Origin of the sequence: Streptomyces sp. NPDC059010 (genome assembly GCF_042740355.1) — a bacterium.
Classification (GTDB): Bacteria; Actinomycetota; Actinomycetes; order Streptomycetales; family Streptomycetaceae; genus Streptomyces.
Map to the genome: position 1 here is coordinate 18,551 of NZ_JBHYJA010000054.1, position 21,646 is coordinate 40,196.

Genomic DNA, 21,646 nt, shown 5'->3' on the forward strand with positions numbered 1-21,646 from the left:
TCCGGGGGTGTATGGGCGGCCGTTGGACTGCAAAAGGGGGACACGAGCGAGGGTGGCGAAGGCAGATACCCAGCGTGACGGTGTGAGTGCTTCTCGCATGGCACCGGGCAACCTCACGGCGGCTTTCGGGCACATCACGCGCGGTCAGCCGAGGCCGGGTACCCCGGAGATCAGCAGGTCGATGAGCTTGATCCCGGGGAACGGCAGCACCAGGCCTCCGAGGCCGTACAGGAGGGGGTTGCGGCGCAGCTGGTCGTGTGCCGACGAGGGGGTGTAGCGGACGCCGCGCGGGGCGAGCGGGATCAGGGTCACGATGATCAGGGCGTTGAAGATGATCGCGGAGGCGATCGCCGAGGTCGGGCGATCTCGACGGTGTCGAGGAGCTTGGTCGGGTTGGAGTCGAGGTTGATCATGTTGCCGGCCTCCTTGGCGGCCGACAGGGAATCTAGCCGCGCTGCGCGCCCGAACGGCCCTGTTCAGCAAGGAATTTGCGGGTCTCATACGGCCGGGTCGCGTGTCGCGTGTGGGGCGCGTCAAGGGCAGCCGGGTGGGCGTCAGGAGCCCGTCAACGAGGGGAGGCGGGGCGAGGATGCGACATCGGGGGGCGTCAGCTCGTGCCGCGTGGCGTGGTCTGCTCGGCGTCGAGTTGGTGGTCGGCCCAGACGTAGCTTTCGGGGAGCAGGTCGGTGATGGAGACGGTGCGGAGGCGGTCGCCCGCACCGACGACGACCTTCAGGGCCGGGAAGTAGTCGAGGAGGACCTGGCGGCAGCGGCCGCACGGGGGGACGACCCCGCGGTCACGGTCGCCGACGGCGACGATCGTGTCCAGCTCGTAGGCGCCCTGGGCAGCCGCCGTGCCGATGAGGACCAACTCGGCGCACGGGCCTCCGGTGAAGTGGTAGGCGTTCACCGCGGTCACGATCCGGCCGTCCCGGGCGCGGGCCGCGGCAGCCATGGTGTGGTTGTCGCCGCGGCATCGGGTGCGCGCGACCTGGGCCGCGGCCTCGATGAGTTCGTGGTCGACGGGGTGGGGGTGCGTGGTCATCTTCTCTGCCTTCGTCTGGGGTCAGGTGACGTTGGCGCGAATTGATGACGGTGCGCAAGCGAATATCGGTGCCGTGCCTGTTCCAGTCAAGACCGTGTCAACGTCCACGTGAGACGCGCCAGGGATGCGTCAAGATTCCTGCTCGCAGGGGTGTGGGCGCGGTTCGCTGAGACCTGATGAACGAAGTACCGCGCGGACGGCTGAAGGTCTACATCGGGGCGGCCCCGGGGGTGGGCAAGACGTACCGCATGCTCGATGAGGGGCGGCGCCGGGCCGGCCGAGGGGCCGATGTGGTGGTGGCGTTCGCCGAGTGCCACGGACGTCCCCGGACCGAGGCGATGCTCGACGGTCTGGAGGTCGTGCCCCGGGCCAAGTGCCGCTTCCGAGGCGGGCAGTTCGAGGAGATGGACGTCGCCGCGGTGCTCGACCGCCGCCCGCAGGTCGCCGTCGTCGACGAGTTCGCGCACCGCAACGTCCCAGGCGGCGGGCGCAACACCAAGCGCTGGCAGGACATCGAGGATCTGCTCGCCGCGGGCATCGATGTCATCACCGCCGTCAATGTCCAGCATCTGGAGTCCCTCAAGGACGTGGTCGAGAAGATCACCGGGGTGCCGCAGCACGAGACGGTGCCCGACGAGGTCGTACGCCGGGCCCAGCAGGTCGAACTCGTCGACATCCCGCCCGAGGGGCTTCGCCGCCGTATGGCGCACGGCAACATCTACCCGCCCGAGAAGATCGACGCGGCCCTCGCCAGCTACTTCCGGCCGGGCAATCTGACCGCGCTGCGGCAACTGGCGCTGCTGTGGGTGGCCGACCGGGTCGACGAGGCACTCAACAGCTATCGCGCCGAGCATGCGATCGGCGGGGTGTGGGAGACGCGGGAGCGGGTCGTGGTCGCGCTGACCGGTGGGCCGGAGGGCGACACGATCGTCCGGCGGGCGGCCCGGATCGCCGCCCGGTCGGCCGGCGGGGACCTGCTCGCCGTGCACGTGACCCGCAGCGACGGCCTGGCCGCCGGGGCCTCGCACGCCTCGCTCGTCCGGCAGCGGCGGCTGGTGGAGGACCTCGGCGGCAGCTACCACCAGGTCGTCGGTGACGATGTCGCGACCGCGCTCGTGGAGTTCGCGCGCGCCGAGAACGCCACCCAGCTCGTCCTCGGCGCGAGCCGACGCGGGCGCCTGGAGCGGTTCCTGACGGGGCTCGGCACGGGGGAGAGCGTCGTCGCGCTCTCCGGCGACATCGACGTCCACCGGGTCACCCACGAGCGGGCCGGCCGCGGCACACTGCTGCCGTCCCGCCGCCGTACGCTCTCCAACGCCCGGCTGATCGCGGGGCCGGTCGCCGGACTCGTGCTGCCCGTGCTGCTCACCTCCGTCCTCGCGCAGCTGCGCGGCACCCTGAACCTGACCAGCGAGGCTCTGCTGTTCCTGCTCGCGGTGGTGGGCGTGGCCTGCATAGGCGGGGTGGCCTCGGCGGTGATCGCCTCCGTCACCGCGTCCCTGCTGCTCAACTACTGGTTCATCCCGCCCATAGGCGCCTTCACGCTCGACGACCCCAACGCCCTGCTCGCGCTCGCGGTGTTCGCGGTGGTGGCCGCCACGGTGGCCGCCGTGGTCGACCGCTCGCTGCGGCTGTCACGCCGGGCCGCCCGGGCCACCGCCGAGGCCGAGACCATGTCCTCCCTCGCGGGCAGCATCGTGCGCGGCGGCCAGACGATCCCGGCGCTGCTCGAACGCACCCGGGAGACCTTCGGCATGGACTCGGTGGAGCTGCTCGACGAGCCGCCCGACGCGGTCGGCGTCACCGCCGTACCGGCCGGATCCGGTGCCTGTCTGGTGCTGCACGGGCGCGACATGCCGTCGTCGGAACGGCGGGTGCTGGCCGCCTTCGCCGCGCATGTCGGGGCCGCGGTGGAGCGGGCGCGGCTCGCCGAAGCGGCGGCGGAGGTGGAGCCGGTGAAGGCCGCCGACCGGCTGCGTACGGCGCTGCTGCGGGCCGTCGGGCACGACCTGCGCACTCCGCTGGCCGCGGGGTGGGCTGCCGTGGCGTCCCTGCGCAGCCGGGATGTCGAGTTCTCCGCCGAGGACCGGGACGAACTCCTCGCCACCGCCGACGAGTCCATGGCCAGGCTGAACCGGCTGGTGGAGAACCTGCTCGACCTCAGTCGGCTGGAGGCGGGGGTGCTGAGGCTGAAGCTGCGGCCCACCGCACTGGAGGAGGTGCTGCCGGCCGCGCTGGTGGACACGCCCGGTGTCGAGGTGGGGGACGTCGAGGAGATTCCCGCGGTGCTGGCCGATCCGCCGCTGCTGGAGCGGGTGATCGCCAACCTGGTCACCAACGCGGCGCGGTACAGCCCGCCCGGGGCCAAGGTTCTGGTGACCGCCAGTGCCCTGGGTGACCGGGCCGAGCTGCGGGTCGTCGACCGGGGGCCGGGGCTTCCGGCTGCGGGGCGGGACCGGCTCTTCGAGCCGTTTCAGCGGCTGGGGGACACCGACAACACCACGGGGCTCGGGCTGGGGCTCGCACTGGCTCGGGGGTTGACCGAGGCGATGAGCGGGACGGTGACGCCGGAGGACACGCCGGGGGGTGGGCTGACCATGGTGGTTTCGTTGCCGCTGGTGGGACCCAGCGCCGCGACCCTGAGGGCGTGACCGTGGCGTGCGTGTCAAGGTGTCGTCAAGGACGGCCGCCCGCGCGCGAAGAACGCGCAAGGAGCCGTCGGCAACGGCGGGAGCCGGACACAGCCTTGGTCAGCCGCGTGCGCTCCTCGCGCGCGGCTGCTCGTCCGTACGTAGGAGCCCGCATCCCATGTCCGTCCTGACCACCGCGCCCGGGGCGACCGTTCCGCGCTGCACGCCCTGGAGCGCTCCTGGACCGAATGGGACCCCGGCGTCCCCCTGGTCCGGCTGACCGGCGAGCGCCGCTCTCTGGGCCGCCCCATCGCCGGGTACGTCCGTGACGTCATGGCCTCGGAGCCGGCCACCCGGGTGACCGTGCTGATCCCGGAGACCGAACCGGAGCGGCTGTGGCAACGGCTGCTGCAGGACCAGCGGGGCGCGGTCGTCGCGCATGCCGTCCGCACGGAGACCGACGCCGTGATCTGCCGGTTGCGGTTCCGCTTGTTCTGACCCCGGCGCGCCCGTCACCTGCGGCGATCGGGGCGCCGTATGAGTTCCGTCAAGGGCGCGTGGTGGGCCGTAAGGGAGCCGTCAACGGCGCTCGATTCCGGCCACGAAGGCTGTTTGCTCTAACCGTCTCTGTCCGTCCGAACCTCACTCCAGGAGTCTGCGGTGGCCGATCTGGCCTTCGTCGTCACCACGATCGCGTGCTTCGCGCTGGTGGCTCTTGTCGCCAAGGGGGTGACGAAGCTGTGACCGCCGAGAACATCGTCGGCCTCGTCGTGGCCGTCGCCCTGCTGGGCTATCTCGTCCTCGCCCTGATCTTCCCGGAGAGGTTCTGAGCAGCGATATGGGTCCCGTACTCGCGGGCGTGCTCCAACTGCTCGCTCTCATAGCCGCACTGGCGCTCGCCTACCTCCCCCTCGGCACCTACATGGCCAGGGTCTACTCCTCCGACCGGCACTGGCGCGTCGAGAAGTGGATCTACAAGGGCATCGGTGCCAACCCCGACACCGAGATGCGCTGGCCCGCGTACCTGCGCGGCGTCCTCGCCTTCTCCGTGATCGGCGTCCTCTTCCTCTTTGCCCTCCAGCGGCTCCAGGGTGTCCTGCCGGGCTCGTCGGGCTTTGCCTCGATCGACCCGGACCAGGCGTTCAACACCGCCGTGTCCTTCGTGACCAACACCAACTGGCAGTCGTACTACGGCGAGCAGGCCATGGGCCACGTCGTGCAGACCGCCGGTCTCGCCGTGCAGAACTTCGTCTCCGCGGCCGTCGGCATCGCCGTCGCGGTGGCCCTCGTCCGCGGGTTCTCCCGCTCGCGCACCGGAGAGCTGGGCAACTTCTGGGCCGACCTGGTGCGCGGTGTCGTACGCATCCTGGTGCCGCTGGCCGCCGTCGCCGCGGTCGTGCTCGTCGCCTGCGGTGCCATCCAGAACTTCTCCGGCATCCATGAGGTCGGGCAGTTCGCCGGTGGTCACCAGCAGTGGAACGGCGGCGCGGTCGCCTCACAGGAGGCCATCAAGGAGCTGGGCACCAACGGCGGCGGCTACTTCAACGCCAACAGCGCCCACCCCTTCGAGAACCCCACCCCGTTCTCCAACCTCTTCGAGATCTTCCTGATCCTCGTCATCCCGTTCGCGCTCACCCGCACCTTCGGCCTCATGGTCGGCAGCGTGCGGCAGGGCTACGCGATCCTCGCCACGATGGGCACCATCTGGCTGGGCTTCACCGCGCTGATGATGTGGACCGAGTTCGCCCACCACGGCCCGGCGTTCGACATCGCGGGCGGGGCGTACGAGGGCAAGGAGGTCCGCTTCGGCGTCGGCGGCTCGTCGATCTTCGCGACGTCGACCACGCTCACCTCGACCGGTGCGGTGAACTCCTTCCACTCCTCCTACACCGGCCTAGGCGGCGGCATCACCATGCTCGGCATGATGCTGGGCGAGATCGCGCCCGGCGGCACCGGCTCCGGCCTCTACGGCATGCTGGTCATGGCGATCATCGCGGTGTTCATCGCCGGTCTCATGGTCGGCCGTACGCCCGAGTACCTGGGCAGGAAGATCGGCACCCGTGAGATCAAACTGGCGGCCTGCTACATCCTGGTCACCCCGGCCCTGGTGCTCGTCTTCACCGCGTTCGCGATGGCGCTGCCGACCCCGGCCGACTCGATGACCAACAGCGGGGCGCACGGGTTCTCCGAGATCCTCTACGCCTACACGTCCGCCTCCAACAACAACGGCTCGGCGTTCGCCGGTCTGAACGCGGACACGCAGTGGTTCAACACCACGCTGGGCCTGTGCATGCTGCTCGGCCGCTTCGTGCCGATGGTGTTCGTGCTGGCGCTGGCCGGCTCGCTCGCCGAGCAGCAGCCGGTGCCGGCCACCGCGGGCACCCTGCGCACCGAGAAGCCGCTGTTCACCGGCCTGCTGGTGGGCGCCATCCTGATCATCACGGGTCTGACGTACTTCCCGGCGCTGGCGCTGGGACCGCTGGCCGAGGGGCTGGCGTCATGAGCACCGACGTGACGAACCAAGAGGACTCGATGTCCACAGCCACCCCGACCCGGGCGCCGCACAGCGACGTACTCACCGGGCACAAGTCCCCCGAGGGCCGTGTCGGCGCGGGCCTCTTCGACCCGAAGCAGCTTCTCAAGTCGCTGCCGGACGCCTTCCGCAAGCTGGACCCGCGGGTGATGGTCAAGTCCCCCGTGATGTTCGTGGTGTTGATCGGGTCCGTGCTGACCACGGTCTTCTCCTTCAAGGACCCCGGCGACTGGTTCGGCTGGACCATCAGCGCCTGGCTGTGGCTCACGGTGCTCTTCGCCAACCTGGCGGAGGCCGTCGCCGAGGGCCGCGGCAAGGCCCAGGCCGACACGCTGCGCAAGGCCAAGACCGACACGGTGGCCCGGCGGCTCGCGGGCGACCGTGAGGAGCAGGTGGCCGGCACCGAGCTGAAGATCGGTGACCTGGTCGTGTGCGAGGCCGGCGACATCATCCCGGGCGACGGTGACGTCATCGAGGGTGTCGCATCCGTCGACGAGTCGGCGATCACCGGTGAGTCGGCCCCGGTCATCCGTGAGTCCGGCGGCGACCGTTCGGCCGTCACCGGCGGGACGAAGGTCCTCTCCGACTGCATCGTCATCAAGATCACGACGAGGCCCGGTGAGACCTTCATCGACCGGATGATCAACCTGGTCGAGGGCGCGGCCCGGCAGAAGACGCCGAACGAGATCGCGCTGAACATCCTGCTGGCCTCGCTGACGATCGTCTTCCTGCTGGCCTGCGCCACGCTGCCGCCGTTCGCGGACTACGCCGGCACGCATCTGGCGATGGTCGTGCTGGTCGCCCTGCTGGTCTGTCTGATTCCGACGACCATCGGCGCCCTGCTCTCCGCGATCGGTATCGCGGGCATGGACCGGCTGGTGCAGCGCAATGTGCTCGCCATGTCCGGCCGGGCGGTCGAGGCCGCCGGCGATGTCTCCACGCTGCTGCTCGACAAGACCGGCACCATCACGCTCGGCAACCGCCGGGCGTCGGAGTTCGTACCGGTGAGCGGTACCACCGAGGCCGAAGTGGCCGACGCGGCACAGCTCTCCTCGCTGGCAGACGAGACGCCCGAGGGCCGCTCGATCGTCGTCCTGGCGAAGGAGAAGTACGGCCTGCGCGAACGCCACCAGGGCGAGCTGGTCGGCGCCGAGTGGATCACGTTCACCGCGCAGACCCGGATGTCCGGCGTCGACCTCACCGAGGACGGCGTGTCCCGCAAGGTCCGCAAGGGCGCCGCGGGTTCGGTCATGGCCTGGGTACAGGAGCGCGGCGGCAGCGTCGCCGACGACGCGGACACCGTCGCCAACCGCATCTCCGAGGCCGGCGGCACCCCGCTGCTGGTCGCCGTCGAGGACGACCGGGGCGCCCGTGTCCTGGGTGTCATCCACCTCAAGGACGTCGTCAAGGAGGGCATGCGCGAGCGGTTCGAGGAACTGCGCCGCATGGGCATCAAGACCGTCATGATCACGGGTGACAACCCGCTGACGGCCAAGGCGATCGCCGAGGAGGCGGGCGTCGACGACTTCCTCGCCGAGGCCACTCCCGAGGACAAGATGGCGCTGATCAAGCGGGAGCAGGCGGGCGGCAAGCTGGTCGCGATGACCGGTGACGGCACCAACGACGCCCCGGCCCTGGCGCAGGCGGACGTCGGCGTGGCGATGAACACCGGTACGTCGGCCGCCAAGGAGGCCGGCAACATGGTCGACCTCGACTCCAACCCGACCAAGCTGATCGAGATCGTCGAGATCGGCAAGCAACTCCTCATCACCCGGGGCGCGCTGACGACGTTCTCCATCGCCAACGACGTCGCGAAGTACTTCGCGATCATCCCGGCGCTGTTCGCGGCCGTCTACCCGGGCCTGGACAAGCTCAACATCATGGGCCTGTCCTCGCCGGACTCCGCGATCCTGTCGGCGGTCGTCTTCAACGCGCTGATCATCATCGCGCTGGTGCCGCTGTCCCTGAAGGGTGTGCGGTACCGGCCGATGAGCGCGGATCGCATGCTGCGGCGGAACCTCACGATCTACGGCCTGGGCGGTCTGGTCGCGCCCTTCATCGGTATCAAGCTCATCGACCTGCTCATCTCCCTCATCCCGGGGCTGTAACTATCCAGAGGCGTACTGATCACCATGAACAACTCCGTTTCGAACACGGCCCGGTTGCTCGGGGCGGGCCTGCGCGCCCTCCTCGTTTTGACCCTGGTGACCGGTGTCATCTACCCGCTGGTGATCACCGGCATCGCGCAGGGGCTGTTCCACGACAAGGCGAACGGCTCCGAGATCAAGGCGGAAGGCAAGGTCGTCGGCTCCTCGCTGATCGGCCAACAGGGCTACAGCCTGGACTACTTCCAGCCCCGGCCGGCCGACGGACTGGGTGAGAACTCGGTCAACACCCAGTACAAGCTGATCCTGTCCGGCGCCACCAACCGCTCCGGCGACAACCCGGAACTGATCAAGTGGGTGGAGGCGGCGAAGGCGAAGGTCGTCAAGGACAACTCCACCGCCGACTACGAGGTCAAGCCCTCTGAGGTCCCCGCCGACGCGGTCACCTCCTCCGGCTCCGGCCTGGACCCGGACATCTCGCCGCGGTACGCCGACCTCCAGGTCCACCGCGTCGCCGAGCGCAACGACCTGCCCGTCGCCCAGGTGCAGAGGCTGGTGGACGACCACACCGAGGGCCGCACCCTCGGCTTCATGGGCGAGCCGCGGGTGAACGTCCTTCAGCTCAATGTCGCGCTCAAGGAACTGATCAACGGCAGCTGATCGCCGGCGGCGCTTCTTGGCGTACCTCTGACGGCGCCTTCCCGGGCCGGCCGGACCTCGTGTCAGCAAGTCGTCAGGGACCGGCCGACAGCCGTCAGCGTCGCGTCATGACCCGTACGAATCCCCGGTTCACCGGGCATAGCGTCGATGGCAGGCCCCGGTCCGCCTCCCCGCGTCCGGGGCCATCAGGCCAACACTCGTTCGATCCCGCCCTGATCCATCTCGGATCCCTCTCGGATCCCCCTGGAGGCACCCATGGCAGACATCCTGTACGACGAAGACCCGGAGCCCTCTGATCGGACCCCGGCCGGCCCCCTGTACGTTCCGGTCCGGCCGGGACAGGCCGCCTGCGCGGCCCGCCTCTTCCGTACGCCCCTCGGCGACCGTACGGCCGTGGGGTTCACCTCGCAGCGGAAACTGACCGCGACCCTGGGCCCCGACCAGCCCTGGATCCGCCTCGCCGAGCCCGCCCTGCGCACCCTGACGGCACCGCTCGGCGTCACCACCGTCACGGTGAACCCCCAGTTCTGCGCACCGGCCCCGACCGCGCCGTCCGCCGCGGAACATCCCCGGCCCCGGTCCGGTCCCCCATTCCGTGAGCGCGCACTTGAGATGTGGATCGGTTGAGGGGGATCGCACGATGACCACCATTCACGAACCCGCCGTGACCGCGCGGGCCGACGCGCTCTCGGTGTGGCCCGCCTCGGCCGTCGAGTCCCGCGAGGGCGAACTCACCGTCGGCGGAGTGCCGCTCGCCGAGGTCGCCGACCGCTTCGGCACCCCCGTCTACGTCATCGACGAGGACGAGGTGCGCGAGCGCTGCCGCACCTACCGCCACGTCTTCCCCGACGCCGAAGTCCTCTATGCGGCCAAGGCGTTCCTGTGCCGGGCGATGGTCCACTGGGTGGCCGAGGAGGGCCTGGGCCTGGACGTCTGCTCGGCCGGTGAGCTGGAGCTCGCGGTCACCACCGGCTTCCCGCCGGAGAGGATCGTGCTGCACGGCAACGCCAAGTCCCCGCGCGACCTGGAGACCGCACTTCGCCTCGGCGTCGGCCGTGTCGTCATCGACAGCCCGTCGGAGATCGCGCGGCTGGCCGCGGCCGTCGGGCCCGACGGCCACCAGAAGGTGATGGTCCGCGTCGTGCCCGGCATCAGCGCCGGCGGCCACGAGAAGATCCGCACCGGCACCGAGGACCAGAAGTTCGGCCTGTCCATCTCCGACGGCTACGCCCAGTACGCCATCGCCCGGATACTGGACCAGCCGCAGCTCGAACTCACCGGCCTGCACTGCCACTTGGGCTCCCAGATCACCGGCATCAAGCCGTACCTGGCCGCCGTACGCCGCATGGTCGGCCTGATGGCCCGGCTCCACGAACAGCACGGCCTGGCCCTGCCCGAACTCGACCTCGGCGGCGGCCACGGCATCGCCTACCGCCCGGGCGAACCCGCCCTGGACCTCACCACGCTGGCCCGCAAGGTGCGCGCGGAACTGGCCGAGGCCTGCGCGGCGGCCGGGATCGCCGTACCCCGCCTCCTCATCGAGCCGGGGCGCGCGATCGCCGGCCCGGCGGGGATCGCGCTTTACCACGTCCTCGCCGTCAAACGCACCGGCACCCATACGTACGTCGCCGTCGACGGCGGCATGAGCGACAACCCCCGGCCCGCCCTGTACGGCGTCCGGTACGCACCGCGTCTCGTCGGCCGGCACAGCACCGCCGCCCCGGTCCCGGTGACCGTGGTGGGCCGCCACTGCGAGGCCGGTGACATCGTCGCCGCCGACGTCGAACTCCCCGAGGACATCCGCCCCGGAGACCTGCTCGCCGTCCCGGTCGCCGGCGCCTACCACCTGTCCATGGCCTCCGGCTACAACCTGGTCGGCCGCCCACCGGTGGTCGCCGTGGACGACGGCCAGGCCCGGCTGCTGATCCGCCGCGAATCCCTGGACGACATCCGCAGCCGCGACGTCGGCCTCTAGGGAGACATGACGTCGGCCTCCAGGGCCTGTCCGACAGACCTTCGTCAACAGGCCCTCGCCGACGCAGCATCCCCGATCCGCCTCCGGACGAGCCACGGCCCGGCACTCGTCCGGAGGTGCCTCATCCGCGACCCCTCACCCCTCGTCCGCGCCCCCTCACCCCGGTTGTCGCCCCCTTGCCGCGCCGCACGCGCCCCCTTACAGTCCGCTCCGTAATGTTCGCCAACCGTGCCGAATGTTTCGATCGGCCCGAGGGAGGGGCCGACACGCATGCGGACGTACGACAACCCGTCCGGCCACCGGGAAGGTGCTCGAAGGGCCCCTACCGGTGTGGTCCGGGTCCAGCAGACAGCACCCCGAGGCGCCGCCCGATCCAGTGCACTGGCCACGCCGACCTGGTCCAGGCGCCCGACGGCATCTGGTGGATGGTGCTGCACCCCGTCGAACTCCCCTCCCCACGGGACGACTTCGACGCCGCGAGCCCGGCGCCGTACTGGATCTCACGCGCCGTCGGCCGGTCGGCTCGTGGTCGCTGACCGAGCGTGATCGCCCGTATCGGTCCGGCACGGCAGTGTCTCGCGCGGGAGTCGGTGCCGGAAGTGCCCGACACGATCGCCCTCTTGGCCGACGGCGTGCGCCGCGCCGAACTCGACGGCCCGCTGTCTGTCCACGCAGGTCGCGGGCGGCTTCACCGGGCGGATCGTCGGCATGTACGTCACCGGGGGCGGCGCGGGGTTCGACTGGTTCGAGTACGAGGGGTTGCCACCGTTCGGCAGCTGTCTCTAGGGTGCGGCAGCAACGCAGCTTTCTGGAACAGCTCCGAAACTTTCGAACCACCGAGGAGTGCATGATGGGCGACCCTGGACTGTCCCGCAGAGGCTTCCTGGCGGCCTCCGCCGCAGCCGGTGTGGGCATGACGGCACTGAGCGGTTGCGGCGGGGACTCGGACGGAGGGTCGTCGGACGGCACGACCACCATCGAGTGGTGGAACATCTCCACCACCGAGCCGGCCAAGAGCGTCTGGGCGGCGCTGGCCAAGAAGTTCGAGGCCCAGAACCCCAAGGTGAAGATAAAGATCGTTCAGCTGGAGAACGACGCCTACAAGTCGAAGATGACGGCGCTGACCGCCTCCGGGAAGCTGCCCGACATCTTCCACACCTGGGGCGGCGGCGTCCTCAAACAGCAGGTCGACGCCGGTCTCGTCGAGGACCTCACAGACCGTACGAAAGATTTCGCCGACGGCTTGCTGTCGGTCGCGAAGGAGCCGTATCTCCTGGACGAGAAGGTGTACGGCATCCCGTTCGACATGGGCATGATCGGCTTCTGGTACAACAAGGCGCTCTTCAAGGCCGCCGGCATCACCGAGCCGCCCACCACCTGGAGCGGTTTCCTCGACGCCGTACAGAAGTTGAAGGCCAAGGGCACCACCCCGCTGGCCCTCGCGGGCAAGGAGAAGTGGCCCGGCATGTACTACTGGGCCTACCTCTCGATGCGCACCGCCGGCGCCTCCGCCCTCCAGAAGGCGTACGACGACAAGGACTTCACCGGCGACGCCTTCGTCCAGGCCGGACAGCACCTCCAGGAGCTCGTCGACCTCCAGCCGTTCCAGAAGGGCTTCCTCGGCGCCGCCTACTCCACCCCCACCGGCCAGGCCGCGGCCGTCGGCAACGGCAAGGCCGCGATGGAACTCATGGGCCAGTGGGCCCCGGTCGTCCAGGCCGACGCCGGCAAGGGCCTCGGTGACGGCCTCGGCTTCTTCCCGTTCCCCGCCGTCGACGGCGGCAAGGGCGCGATCACCGAGGTGTTCGGCGGGGGCGGCGGGCACGCCCTGCGCAGTGGGGCTCCGCAGGAGGCCGTCGACTTCCTGAAGTTCTTCGCCTCCGAGGCCACCGACCTGGAGCTGGTCAGGAAGACCGGCGTCCTCCCGGTCGTCCCGGGCGCCGAGAGCGCCATCACGGACCCCAACATCAAGGCCGTACAGGCCCAGTTGAAGGCCGCCACCGGCTTCCAGCTCTATCTCGACCAGGCGTACGCGCCCGCCGTCGGCCAGGAGGTCAACGACAGCGTCGGCGCGCTCATCGCCGGGTCCAAGTCCCCGCGGCAGGTCGCCGAGTCGATCACGAAGACCGCGAAGGAAGAGCAGTAGCCGGCGATGACCTCCACGTTCCTGCCGTCCGCCGACAAGCAGCCCGGCCCCGGCGTCGACCGCCCGGCCCCGTCCGCCGACGCGGGCCGCGGGCGGGCCCGGCGCCGGGTACTGCACTGGCTCACCGCGGTCGGCTTCCAGGTACCCGCACTGGTGCTCTTCCTCGTCCTGGTCCTGCTCCCGATGCTGTTCGCCCTGTACGCGGCCTTCTTCCGCTGGGGCGGCTTCGGGATGCCGTCCGACTACATCGGCGCCGACAACTTCACCCGCCTCTTCGAGGACCCCGTCTTCCTCGGCGACCTGTGGCGCTGTCTGCTCCTGGTCGTGCTGTCGCTCGCGGTCCAGCTGCCGTTCGCGCTCGCCATGGCCGTACTGCTCAACCAGCGGCTGCGTGGCCGGGCGGTGTACCGGATGCTGTTCTTCGCGCCGTACGTGCTGTCCGAGGCCATCACCGGTGTGCTGTTCGGCATGATCTTCGCCCCCGACGACGGCCTCGCCGACCAGATCCTGGGCGGGATCGGCCTCGACGGGCTGGGCGGGGAGTGGTTCGCCGATCCGTCCACCGTGATGGCCACCCTCTTCCTGGTCATGACCTGGAAGTACTTCGGCTTCCACATGATGCTCTACCTGGCCGGACTCCAGTCCATCCCCCGCGAGTTGACCGAGGCCGCGCTGATCGACGGCGCGAACGCCTGGCAGCGCTTCCGCAGCGTCACCCTGCCGCTGCTCGCGCCCACCCTCAGGATCAGCGTGTTCCTGTCCGTCATCGGGGCGATCCAGCTGTTCGACCTGGTCTGGGTGACCACGGCGGGCGGCCCCGACCATCACTCCGAGACCATGGCCGTGACCCTGTTCCAGTACGGCTTCAAGCGCTACCAGGTCGGCTACGCCAGCGCGATCAGCGTGGCCATGTTCGGCATCAGCCTCGTCTTCGCCCTCGCCTACCAGCGGTTCGTGCTCCGCCGCGACCTCGAAGGAGCCACCACGACGATGCGGGGAGGCGTCAAGTGACGGCCAGGTCCGGCAGGAGGAACCTGCCACTGCATGTGATCCTCGTCGTGGTCGGCGCCGTGATGGTGGTGCCGCTGCTGTACGCCGTGCTGTCCGGCTTCAAGTCCACCGACGAGCTCTCCCGCAACCCGGTCGGACTGCCGGAGTCCTGGGTGGCCGGCAACTACACGGACATCCTCGGCTCAGGGGACTTCTGGCGGCTGATCGGCAACAGCACCCTGATCGCGATCGGTACGACCGTCCTGGTCGTGGCGGTCTCCGCGCTCTCGGCGTTCTCCTTCGCGCGCTTCGCCTTCCGGGGCCGCGAGACGCTGTTCACCCTGTTCACGATGGGGCTGATGTTCCCCTTCGCGGTGGCGGCCCTGCCCTTGTTCCTGCTGCTGCGCTCGATGGACCTGCTGGACAACCCGCTCGGTGTGATCCTCCCGCAGGCCGCCTTCGGGCTGCCGATGACCATCATCATCCTGCGCGGCTTCTTCCGGGAGATCCCCGGCGAGTTGGAGGAGGCGGCCACGCTCGACGGGTGCGGCTCCTTCGGGTTCTTCTGGCGGGTGCTGCTGCCGATGGCGCGGCCCGCGCTGGGCACCGTCTCCGTCCTCGCCGTCGTCACCAGCTGGAACAACTTCTTCCTGCCGCTGCTGGTGTTCACCGACTCCACCTGGTGGACCATCCCCATCGGCGTCCAGCAGTTCCAGGGCCAGTACTCCGCGGACTACGCCCGCGTCTTCGCCTACCTGGTGCTGGCCATGGTCCCCGCCCTCGCCTTCTACTCGGTCGCCGAGCGCCAGCTCGTCGGCGGCCTCACCGCCGGCGCCACCAAGGGGTGACGCGCACAGGCGGACGTACGGCTCACCCTCTCCCACTCTCGGCTTCGGTCGAGCGGGGGGACCCCCATCCCGTCACGTGAGGAGTCGCACCATGCGCAGGAACCGTCTCAGACTCGTCGGCGCCCTCGCGGCCGTCCTGGTCGCGGCAGCGGTCCCGATCGCCCAGGCCCACGACAAGCAGCCCACCCTCGCCGACCTCGCCCAGCGCCACGGCCGCTACTTCGGCAGCGCGACCGACAACCCCGAGCTCGTCGACGAGCCCTACAAGGCGCTCCTCGGCAGCGAGTTCGACCAGATCACCCCCGGCAACGGCATGAAGTGGTACGCCACCGAACCCCGGCAGGGCGTCTTCGACTTCGCCAAGGGTGACGAGATCGTGAACCTCGCCCGCGCGGGCCACCAGAAGGTGCGCGGCCACACCCTGGTCTGGCACAGCCAGCTGCCCGACTGGCTCACGAGCCGCGAGTGGACGGCGGACGAGCTGCGGGCCGTACTGAAGAAGCACATCCAGACCGAGGTGCGGCACTACCGGGGCAAGATCTACGCCTGGGACGTCGTCAACGAGGCGTTCAACGAGGACGGCACCTACCGCGAGACGGTCTTCTACAAGACGCTCGGCCCCGGCTACATCGCCGACGCGCTGCGCTGGGCCCACCAGGCCGACCCGAAGGCCAGGCTCTACCTCAACGACTACAACGTCGAGGAGATCGGCCCGAAGAGCGACGCCTACTACCGGCTGGCCAAGGAGCTGAAGGCCCAGGGCGTTCCGCTGCACGGCTTCGGTCTCCAGGCCCATCTGGCGCTCCAGTACGGCTATCCGGCCACGTTGGAGGACAACCTCCGCCGGTTCTCCCGGCTCGGCCTCGACACGGCGCTCACCGAGGTCGACATACGGATGCTGCTGCCCGCGACCGAGGAGAAGCTGGCCCAGCAGGCCGACTGGTACCGGGACCTGACCGAGGCGTGTCTGGCGGTGCGCCGGTGTGTGGGGATCACGGTGTGGGACTACACGGACAAGTACTCCTGGATCCCGGCGTTCTTCCCGGGCGAGGGTGCGGCACTGCCGTGGGACGAGGAACTGCGGCCGAAGCCCGCGTACTTCGCGCTACGGGAGGCGCTGAAGTAGAAACAGAAACCAGGCGGCTACGCTGAGTGATTGTCCCCGGATGCACGTGGGGGCCGGCTCGCAGTCAGGGTCTGCGACCGGCCCCTGGAAGTACGCCGGGCGTGGGTCATCCGCCCGGTGGTGCAGGGCCTCTCCGGCGGAGTCCGCCGGCAGGCGTTATGCGGCGGTCACCACCTTGGCGGAGCCCAGCGGACGATGCGGGGCGATGATCTGGCCGTCCGGCAGGAGCTCACCGGTGTCCTCGAAGAGCAGGACACCGTTGCACAGCAGGCTCCAACCCTGTTCCGGGTGGTGCGCCGCAAGGCGGGCGGATTCCCGGTCGGCGGAGTCGGCTGTCGGACACGGTGGCTGGTGCTGGCACATGGATGGGATCTTTCGCTCTGTCGTGATGTGTGAGATGGCTGTGGTGCCTGTTTCGCGGCGTGAAGCCTCGTTCATGGCCGCCCCCCGTTGGATTGGTCGGTCGGAACCCAGTGTTGCCCTACGGGCGTCAATCCGCAGGGATTTCGCAGCACCGCTTTCTTACAGGTTGATGACGCATCCCGAGCGCGGACGGTTCATCCCAACTCCACTGTCATTTCGGGTGGTTCGACGTGGTCGGATGGGGCTAGTCCGGGCGGGCCGGCGGCCTTGAGCAGCTCGTTCGAGCGCATTCTCGCTCGCGCGAGCGATACCTTCCTCGTGAACGTTTTTTTTCACGCTCAGGCGAGTGCATTCCTGCTCGTACGAGTACCGCGAATGGCTCGCTTTACGGTTCGTGCGTGCGCGTTTCCGGTTGTCCGATACGAGCGTAGTCCCGCCGCCGGACAATCGCGCACCCCGCCGCCCGGCGGAGGGCGGAGGGGTGCAGAGGCGTTCGCGCGGTGCGCTGTCAGGCGGGTGAGCCGAGCAGAGGCGGAAGGGGCGGCAGTGGGGGCAGCGGAGCCGGGGTCGCCCGATGGGTGAGCACCGGGAGCAGGTCGGCGACCCGGTGCGGCAGGTGGGAGGCGATGCCGGGTGGTGCCGGGGCCAGCGGGATCAGGAGATCGGCGGCGTCGGGGTGGCCGCCGGCGCCGTCCGCCGTGCAGTCGCCGTGCAGCCAGAGAGTCAGCATGTACAGGCCGGGGAACGACAGCAGGCGCGGCTGGTAGGGCTGTTTCAGCGCTTCGGCCTGGCGCAGCGCACGCTCCGTGGAGGCGATGTACGGGCCCTCGAAGAAGTGTGAGAACGCCCAGCCGTCGGGGGTCAGCCGGGTCTCGGCCGCGGCCACCGCGCGCTCGCCGCATCGGATCAGAAACCGCCAGCCGGCCAGCCGGGTCGCGGACACGCCCGCCGGGGTGATCTCGTCCACGACATGGACGGGCAGCGGGAGTTCGGGGGTGGCGGGTCCCTGGGCGGCGCGCAGGGAGGGTGTTCGGGCCTCCAGGACCGCGGTGGGTGAGCCCAGCGCGGTGAGGACGGAGCGAAGGGCGGGCGCGGGAGCCGGGGGCACATGCAGCGGCATGGTGGGTCGCCTCTCATTCGACAGGCACGGTGGCGCGAGGGCGGGGCGGGGGCGGACGGCGCTGTCTGCTCACGGAGGACAGAGAGACGGGGGCCGGGTCAAGGGCGCGAGGGGGTGGGTGGAGCCTGTCGTACGTCATGTGGACGGCAGGTCCTGGGACCGCGGGCGCCAACTCTCTTCCTTGATTGCGGAGTTTATACGAGGAGTGTTCAGGCGGTGTTTCATCTAACCGCTTTCGGTGCACCCGGCAAGGGTTCATTCGGCCGCTGATATGCGGGAATCATCCCGGTTCCCGGTCGCCCCTACGGCGATGACCTCGAAAAATGCCCCGAGTGCGGTCGGCCAATTGTCGTCGGCATTTTTCACGAGTTCGTCAGCCGTCCGAAACTGCACTGTGCCGCATGCCTGGTGAATGTGCCTCCGGTCACGTCCGACACTCTAACGGCCGCCGGAGTCGCGCGGGACGTTATCGATCGCTTCGGCTGGGCATCATCCCACCTGGCCCGGGAGACCCGGCGGACGGATCCCGGGCGGGTCCTGTGGTCCGCCCATCCGAGGAGGGACGCTTCGATGGGGGAGAAGGTCGTGGCGGGTCGGTTCGATCTGTCCGATCGCCAGCACTACCGCGACAAGCTGCGGCAGTGCCTGACGGGCCTGGAGCGGCTGCTGGAGGAGAAGCGGTTCGACCGCCCCAAGAACCTCATGGGGCTGGAGATCGAACTGAACCTCACCGGCGCCGACGGCATGCCGAAAATGTTGAATGCACAGGTGCTGGAACGGATCGCGAGCCGGGATTTCCAAACAGAACTCGCCATGTTCAATCTGGAAGTCAACATAGCTCCACACCGACTGCAGGGGCGGGTATTCGACCGCCTCTCCGAGGAACTCCGTACCTCCCTGGCATATGCCGACCGGAAAGCGGGGGAGGTCGATGCGGGCATCGTGATGATCGGCATTCTGCCGACCCTCGACCGGGACGACCTGGTCTCCTCGAACCTTTCCGCCGTCGACCGCTACACCCTCCTCAACGACCAGATCGTGGCGGCCCGCGGCGAGGACTTCACCCTGGACATCGACGGCGTGGAGCGCCTGACCTGCACGTCGAAGTCCATCGCCCCCGAGGCCGCCTGCACCTCCGTGCAGCTGCACCTCCAGGTCACCCCTGGCCGCTTCGCCGACGTCTGGAACGCGGCCCAGGCGATCGCCGCGGCCCAGGTCGCCGTGGGCGCCAACTCGCCGTTCCTCTTCGGCCGCGAGCTGTGGTGCGAGTCCCGCCCACCGCTGTTCCAGCAGTCCACCGACACCCGCCCGCCCGAGCTCCAGGCCCAGGGCGTGCGGCCGCGCACCTGGTTCGGGGAGCGCTGGGTCACCTCGGCGTACGACCTCTTCGAGGAGAACCTGCGCTACTACCCGGCCCTGCTGCCGATCTGCGACGACGAGGACCCGCTGGAGGTCATCGACGCCGGGGGCACCCCCACACTCGCCGAACTCGTCCTGCACAACGGCACCGTGTACCGCTGGAACCGCCCGGTCTACGGCATCGCCGACGGCGTCCCGCACCTGCGCGTGGAGAACCGTGTGCTGCCCGCCGGACCGACCGTCATCGACGTCATCGCCAACGCGGCCTTCTACTACGGCGTCGTCCGCGCCCTCGCCGAGGAGTCCCGCCCGGTGTGGACCCGGCTGCCCTTCGAAGCGGCGGCCGCCAACTTCGACGAGGCGTGCAGGCACGGCATCGACGCCCGGCTGCGCTGGCCCCGGCGCGGGCGGTACGGCGGCACCACCGAGGTCGACGCGGTGAGCCTCGTACGCGACGAACTGCTGCCGCTGGCCGAGGTCGGCCTGGACGCGTGGGGAGTGGAACCGGCCGACCGGGACCTCTACCTGGGCGTCATCGAGGAGCGCTGCCGTCGCCGCATGAACGGCGCGTCCTGGCAGGCGGCGACCTTCCACCGGGCACTGGAGTCGGGCATGTCCCGGGACACGGCCCTGGCGGCGACGACCCGGCGCTACCGCGAGCTGATGCACGGCGGGGAGCCGGTGCACACCTGGCCGGTGGGGCTGCTGGAGCCGGTGCCGCTGGGGTGACGGCCGGGGTGGGAGCAGGACGGTCGTCGGCCGCGGGTGAGGGCAGGGCGACCGCCCGGGGGGCCCCGTCAGCCCTGCCCGTCCGGTGATGCCGCCGACACGATCGCCTTGAGGATCACCGACTGGATCTGCGACGGGTCGGTCACCTCGTGGCCCGATCCTCCCGTCGCCCTGGCGATCCGGTCGGCCTCCTCGCGGTCGGCGTCCGGGCCGACGGCGATCATGATGAGGGGAACCGGGCGGGCGGGGTCGGTGAGGCGCTGGAGGCGGGCGACGAGGTCGGCGCGGGAGATGCTGTCCGGGTCCTCGTTGACGCCGTCGGTGAGGACGACCAGGGCGTTGAACCTGCCCTCGGCGTAGGAGCCGGTCGCCGACCGGTACGCGGCGAGCGTGGTGTCGTACAGGCCGGTCGCCCCCTCCGGCACCGGCGCCAGGTCGTTGAAGGCCGCCGACAGCCGGTCGCGCTGCGTGCCCTTGCCCGCCCGCGCGTCGAGCCGCTCGGTCGGCACCAGGACGCGGTAGTCCCTGTCGCCGTCCAGCTTGGTGGAAAAGTCCCACAGACCGATCTCGTCCTCGGGAGTGAACGTGGCGAGGGCCTGCAGCAGGGACGCCTTGGTGACGTCCATCCGCGATCGGCCGGCCCCCGGCACCGGATCCGCCATGGACGCGGAGGCGTCCACCACGGTGGTGATCCGCGCGTTCTGCACGGTGATCGTCCACACGCCGAGCGTCTCCTGGAGCGCGGTCGCCGAGGCCGGCCGGTCCGCCGGTTCCGCGTACGGCTGCGGACTGCTGCCGCCGGCCCGGCTGACCAGCGCGTCCGGCGCGTCCTCGTCGGAGGTCCGGAAGCCGTGCCGCTCCAGCAGCGCCTGCTGCCGGGGGTCACCGAGATAGCTCATGAACCGGATCGCCGCCCGGCTCTCGTCCGTGCTCAGGCCGGTCTGGTCGAGCAGGGCGTACGGGTAGTCCAGCCGGGGCGAGCCGTCCTTCGGGTAGAAGAAGTCCAGGCCGCCGCCGTCAGCCCCGGAGCTGTCCGTGTGTGCGGTGTTGTACGTGTACGCCGTCTGCTCGCTGACGATCAGCGCCCGGTTGCGCTTCGGGTTGCCCTGCTCGGTGCCGGAGGCGTCGCGAGGCAGCGTGTTCAGGACCTGGCCGTCACTGTCGGAGACGCGCTGCGACAGCGCCTTCATCATCGCCGCGGCCTCGGTCCGCCCGCCCTCGGCCGCGGCGGCGGCCCCGCTCACCCGGGCCAGCGCGAGCAGCCCCGTCGCGCTGCGCGCCGGGTCGGCCGCGCCGAGCCGCAGGGAGTCGTCACGCAGCCCGGCACCGGCCAGCTCCAGCCAGCCGTACGTCTTCTTCGGCCACCCCAGCGACTTCGCGGCCACGGGCACCATCGCCACCCCGACCGGTGAGGAGGCGACATGCCCCAGCGTGGAGACCTCGGCCGTGCCGCCGTCCTCCGCGAGCCGCTGGACCCACAGGTCGGAGTCGGGCACCCACACCTGGGCGTCGGGATCCTTGCCGGCCAGCAGTGTGTCCGCGACCCGGTACGACTCCCGGGCGCTCACCGACACCGCGACGCACCGCCCGTCGGAGCGGAGATCCGCGTCCCGGGCCCGCCGCGCCGCGGTTTCGAGGACGGGGGCCAGATCGGGCGAGGCGGCCAGCGTCAGCCGTACCGGATCGTCCTCGCAGGAGGAGCCGAAGGAGAGCAGTCCGCCCTGCACCGCGGCGGCCGTACCGCCGGCGACCGCCAGGACGAGGGCCGTCGCGATGGCCACCGTACGGCGGCGGGTGCTGCTGCGGGGGCCGCTTCGACGGGAGTCGTTTCGACGGGGGCCGCTGCCGCCCGCCCCATACTGATCGGGCAAGCTGTGACGTCCCATGACGGTGGTGCCCCTCCCTGTTGCCCTGCTGAACCCCGTGCCGGGATCCGGCCGTATGGCAGGCAAAGGGGCGGTACGCCCCGTACGGCGCCCGTCCCCCCAACGGCCTGTCGCGCACGGTCTTCGTAACT

At 70.1% G+C, this 21,646-nt stretch carries 17 protein-coding genes and 2 pseudogenes; 14 read left to right on the forward strand and 5 right to left on the reverse strand.

Annotated elements, in window-relative coordinates; translation table 11 throughout:
- Positions 1-144: 144 nt before the first annotated feature.
- Positions 145-437: pseudogene (locus ACFWYS_RS39590) on the reverse strand (potassium-transporting ATPase subunit B); the annotation flags it as partial.
- 170 nt (positions 438-607) lie between these two features.
- On the reverse strand, positions 608-1,045 hold the full coding sequence (locus ACFWYS_RS39595) for a cytidine deaminase (protein ID WP_384780255.1): 438 nt from the start codon (positions 1,043-1,045) through the stop codon (positions 608-610).
- Positions 1,046-1,221: 176 nt separating this feature from the next.
- Between ACFWYS_RS39595 and ACFWYS_RS39600 the strand changes: the two genes are divergently transcribed.
- The 13 genes and pseudogenes from ACFWYS_RS39600 to ACFWYS_RS39660 all read left to right on the forward strand — a co-directional run bounded on the left by ACFWYS_RS39600 (position 1,222) and on the right by ACFWYS_RS39660 (position 16,058).
- Positions 1,222-3,696: an ATP-binding protein gene (locus tag ACFWYS_RS39600; protein ID WP_384780258.1), complete on the forward strand. Its 2,475-nt coding sequence runs from the start codon at positions 1,222-1,224 to the stop codon at positions 3,694-3,696.
- 186 nt (positions 3,697-3,882) lie between these two features.
- Positions 3,883-4,173: pseudogene (locus ACFWYS_RS39605) on the forward strand (amino acid permease); the annotation flags it as partial.
- Positions 4,174-4,415: 242 nt separating this feature from the next.
- A complete protein-coding gene (kdpF, locus tag ACFWYS_RS39610; protein ID WP_016434100.1) occupies positions 4,416-4,505 on the forward strand; it encodes a K(+)-transporting ATPase subunit F in 90 nt (29 codons plus the stop codon).
- Between the two features lie 8 nt (positions 4,506-4,513).
- The gene (gene kdpA / locus ACFWYS_RS39615; protein ID WP_384780261.1) at positions 4,514-6,178 is read left to right on the forward strand and encodes a potassium-transporting ATPase subunit KdpA; all 1,665 of its coding nucleotides are present in this window, start codon (positions 4,514-4,516) and stop codon (positions 6,176-6,178) included.
- Positions 6,175-8,316, forward strand: coding sequence for a potassium-transporting ATPase subunit KdpB (gene kdpB, locus ACFWYS_RS39620; RefSeq protein WP_384780264.1), 2,142 nt, complete (start codon positions 6,175-6,177; stop codon positions 8,314-8,316). Before kdpA ends, kdpB begins: the two co-directional genes overlap by 4 nt.
- A 24-nt stretch (positions 8,317-8,340) precedes the next feature.
- Positions 8,341-8,973: a potassium-transporting ATPase subunit C gene (locus ACFWYS_RS39625; protein WP_384780267.1), complete on the forward strand. Its 633-nt coding sequence runs from the start codon at positions 8,341-8,343 to the stop codon at positions 8,971-8,973.
- 255 nt (positions 8,974-9,228) lie between these two features.
- Complete coding sequence (locus tag ACFWYS_RS39630; protein WP_384780270.1) at positions 9,229-9,600, forward strand: SAV_915 family protein; 372 nt, start codon at positions 9,229-9,231, stop codon at positions 9,598-9,600.
- Between the two features lie 13 nt (positions 9,601-9,613).
- Positions 9,614-10,948: a diaminopimelate decarboxylase gene (lysA, locus tag ACFWYS_RS39635; protein WP_384780273.1), complete on the forward strand. Its 1,335-nt coding sequence runs from the start codon at positions 9,614-9,616 to the stop codon at positions 10,946-10,948.
- Between the two features lie 663 nt (positions 10,949-11,611).
- Positions 11,612-11,734 (forward strand): hypothetical protein, encoded by a 123-nt coding sequence (locus ACFWYS_RS39640; protein ID WP_384780406.1) that lies wholly within the window; start codon positions 11,612-11,614, stop codon positions 11,732-11,734.
- A 64-nt stretch (positions 11,735-11,798) separates the two neighbouring features.
- Entirely contained in the window at positions 11,799-13,094 is a 1,296-nt protein-coding gene (locus ACFWYS_RS39645) for an extracellular solute-binding protein (protein ID WP_384780409.1), read from the forward strand.
- A gap of 6 nt (positions 13,095-13,100) precedes the next feature.
- Positions 13,101-14,105 carry a carbohydrate ABC transporter permease gene (locus ACFWYS_RS39650; RefSeq protein WP_384780276.1) on the forward strand — a complete coding sequence of 335 codons (1,005 nt, stop codon included), beginning with the start codon at positions 13,101-13,103 and terminating at the stop codon, positions 14,103-14,105.
- Positions 14,102-14,932 (forward strand): carbohydrate ABC transporter permease, encoded by an 831-nt coding sequence (locus ACFWYS_RS39655; protein WP_384780279.1) that lies wholly within the window; start codon positions 14,102-14,104, stop codon positions 14,930-14,932. Before ACFWYS_RS39650 ends, ACFWYS_RS39655 begins: the two co-directional genes overlap by 4 nt.
- A 91-nt stretch (positions 14,933-15,023) precedes the next feature.
- The gene (locus ACFWYS_RS39660) at positions 15,024-16,058 is read left to right on the forward strand and encodes an endo-1,4-beta-xylanase (protein ID WP_384780282.1); all 1,035 of its coding nucleotides are present in this window, start codon (positions 15,024-15,026) and stop codon (positions 16,056-16,058) included.
- Between the two features lie 156 nt (positions 16,059-16,214).
- On the opposite strand, the gene ACFWYS_RS39665 is transcribed toward ACFWYS_RS39660, so the two are convergent.
- Both ACFWYS_RS39665 and ACFWYS_RS39670 read right to left on the reverse strand, forming a co-directional pair.
- A complete protein-coding gene (locus ACFWYS_RS39665) occupies positions 16,215-16,421 on the reverse strand; it encodes a DUF5999 family protein (protein ID WP_384780285.1) in 207 nt (68 codons plus the stop codon).
- 508 nt (positions 16,422-16,929) lie between these two features.
- Positions 16,930-17,541, reverse strand: a complete 612-nt coding sequence (locus ACFWYS_RS39670) for a hypothetical protein (protein ID WP_384780288.1) — start codon at positions 17,539-17,541, stop codon at positions 16,930-16,932.
- Positions 17,542-18,111: 570 nt separating this feature from the next.
- On the opposite strand from ACFWYS_RS39670, the gene ACFWYS_RS39675 reads away from it, so the two are divergent.
- On the forward strand, positions 18,112-19,629 hold the full coding sequence (locus ACFWYS_RS39675) for a glutamate--cysteine ligase (protein WP_384780291.1): 1,518 nt from the start codon (positions 18,112-18,114) through the stop codon (positions 19,627-19,629).
- A 68-nt stretch (positions 19,630-19,697) separates the two neighbouring features.
- Here the strand turns inward: ACFWYS_RS39675 and ACFWYS_RS39680 are convergent, their stop codons facing one another.
- Complete coding sequence (locus ACFWYS_RS39680) at positions 19,698-21,515, reverse strand: substrate-binding and VWA domain-containing protein (RefSeq protein ID WP_384780294.1); 1,818 nt, start codon at positions 21,513-21,515, stop codon at positions 19,698-19,700.
- Positions 21,516-21,646: the final 131 nt, after the last annotated feature.

Coding starts and splice junctions, on each gene's coding strand:
- ACFWYS_RS39595 (WP_384780255.1), bottom strand. CDS start 1,045: ATGACCACGCACCCCCACCCCGTCGACCACGAACTCATCGAGGCCGCG.
- ACFWYS_RS39600 (WP_384780258.1), top strand. CDS start 1,222: ATGAACGAAGTACCGCGCGGACGGCTGAAGGTCTACATCGGGGCGGCC.
- kdpA (WP_384780261.1), top strand. CDS start 4,514: ATGGGTCCCGTACTCGCGGGCGTGCTCCAACTGCTCGCTCTCATAGCC.
- kdpB (WP_384780264.1), top strand. CDS start 6,175: ATGAGCACCGACGTGACGAACCAAGAGGACTCGATGTCCACAGCCACC.
- ACFWYS_RS39625 (WP_384780267.1), top strand. CDS start 8,341: ATGAACAACTCCGTTTCGAACACGGCCCGGTTGCTCGGGGCGGGCCTG.
- ACFWYS_RS39630 (WP_384780270.1), top strand. CDS start 9,229: ATGGCAGACATCCTGTACGACGAAGACCCGGAGCCCTCTGATCGGACC.
- lysA (WP_384780273.1), top strand. CDS start 9,614: ATGACCACCATTCACGAACCCGCCGTGACCGCGCGGGCCGACGCGCTC.
- ACFWYS_RS39645 (WP_384780409.1), top strand. CDS start 11,799: ATGGGCGACCCTGGACTGTCCCGCAGAGGCTTCCTGGCGGCCTCCGCC.
- ACFWYS_RS39650 (WP_384780276.1), top strand. CDS start 13,101: ATGACCTCCACGTTCCTGCCGTCCGCCGACAAGCAGCCCGGCCCCGGC.
- ACFWYS_RS39660 (WP_384780282.1), top strand. CDS start 15,024: ATGCGCAGGAACCGTCTCAGACTCGTCGGCGCCCTCGCGGCCGTCCTG.
- ACFWYS_RS39665 (WP_384780285.1), bottom strand. CDS start 16,421: ATGTGCCAGCACCAGCCACCGTGTCCGACAGCCGACTCCGCCGACCGG.
- ACFWYS_RS39670 (WP_384780288.1), bottom strand. CDS start 17,541: ATGCCGCTGCATGTGCCCCCGGCTCCCGCGCCCGCCCTTCGCTCCGTC.
- ACFWYS_RS39675 (WP_384780291.1), top strand. CDS start 18,112: ATGGGGGAGAAGGTCGTGGCGGGTCGGTTCGATCTGTCCGATCGCCAG.
- ACFWYS_RS39680 (WP_384780294.1), bottom strand. CDS start 21,515: ATGGGACGTCACAGCTTGCCCGATCAGTATGGGGCGGGCGGCAGCGGC.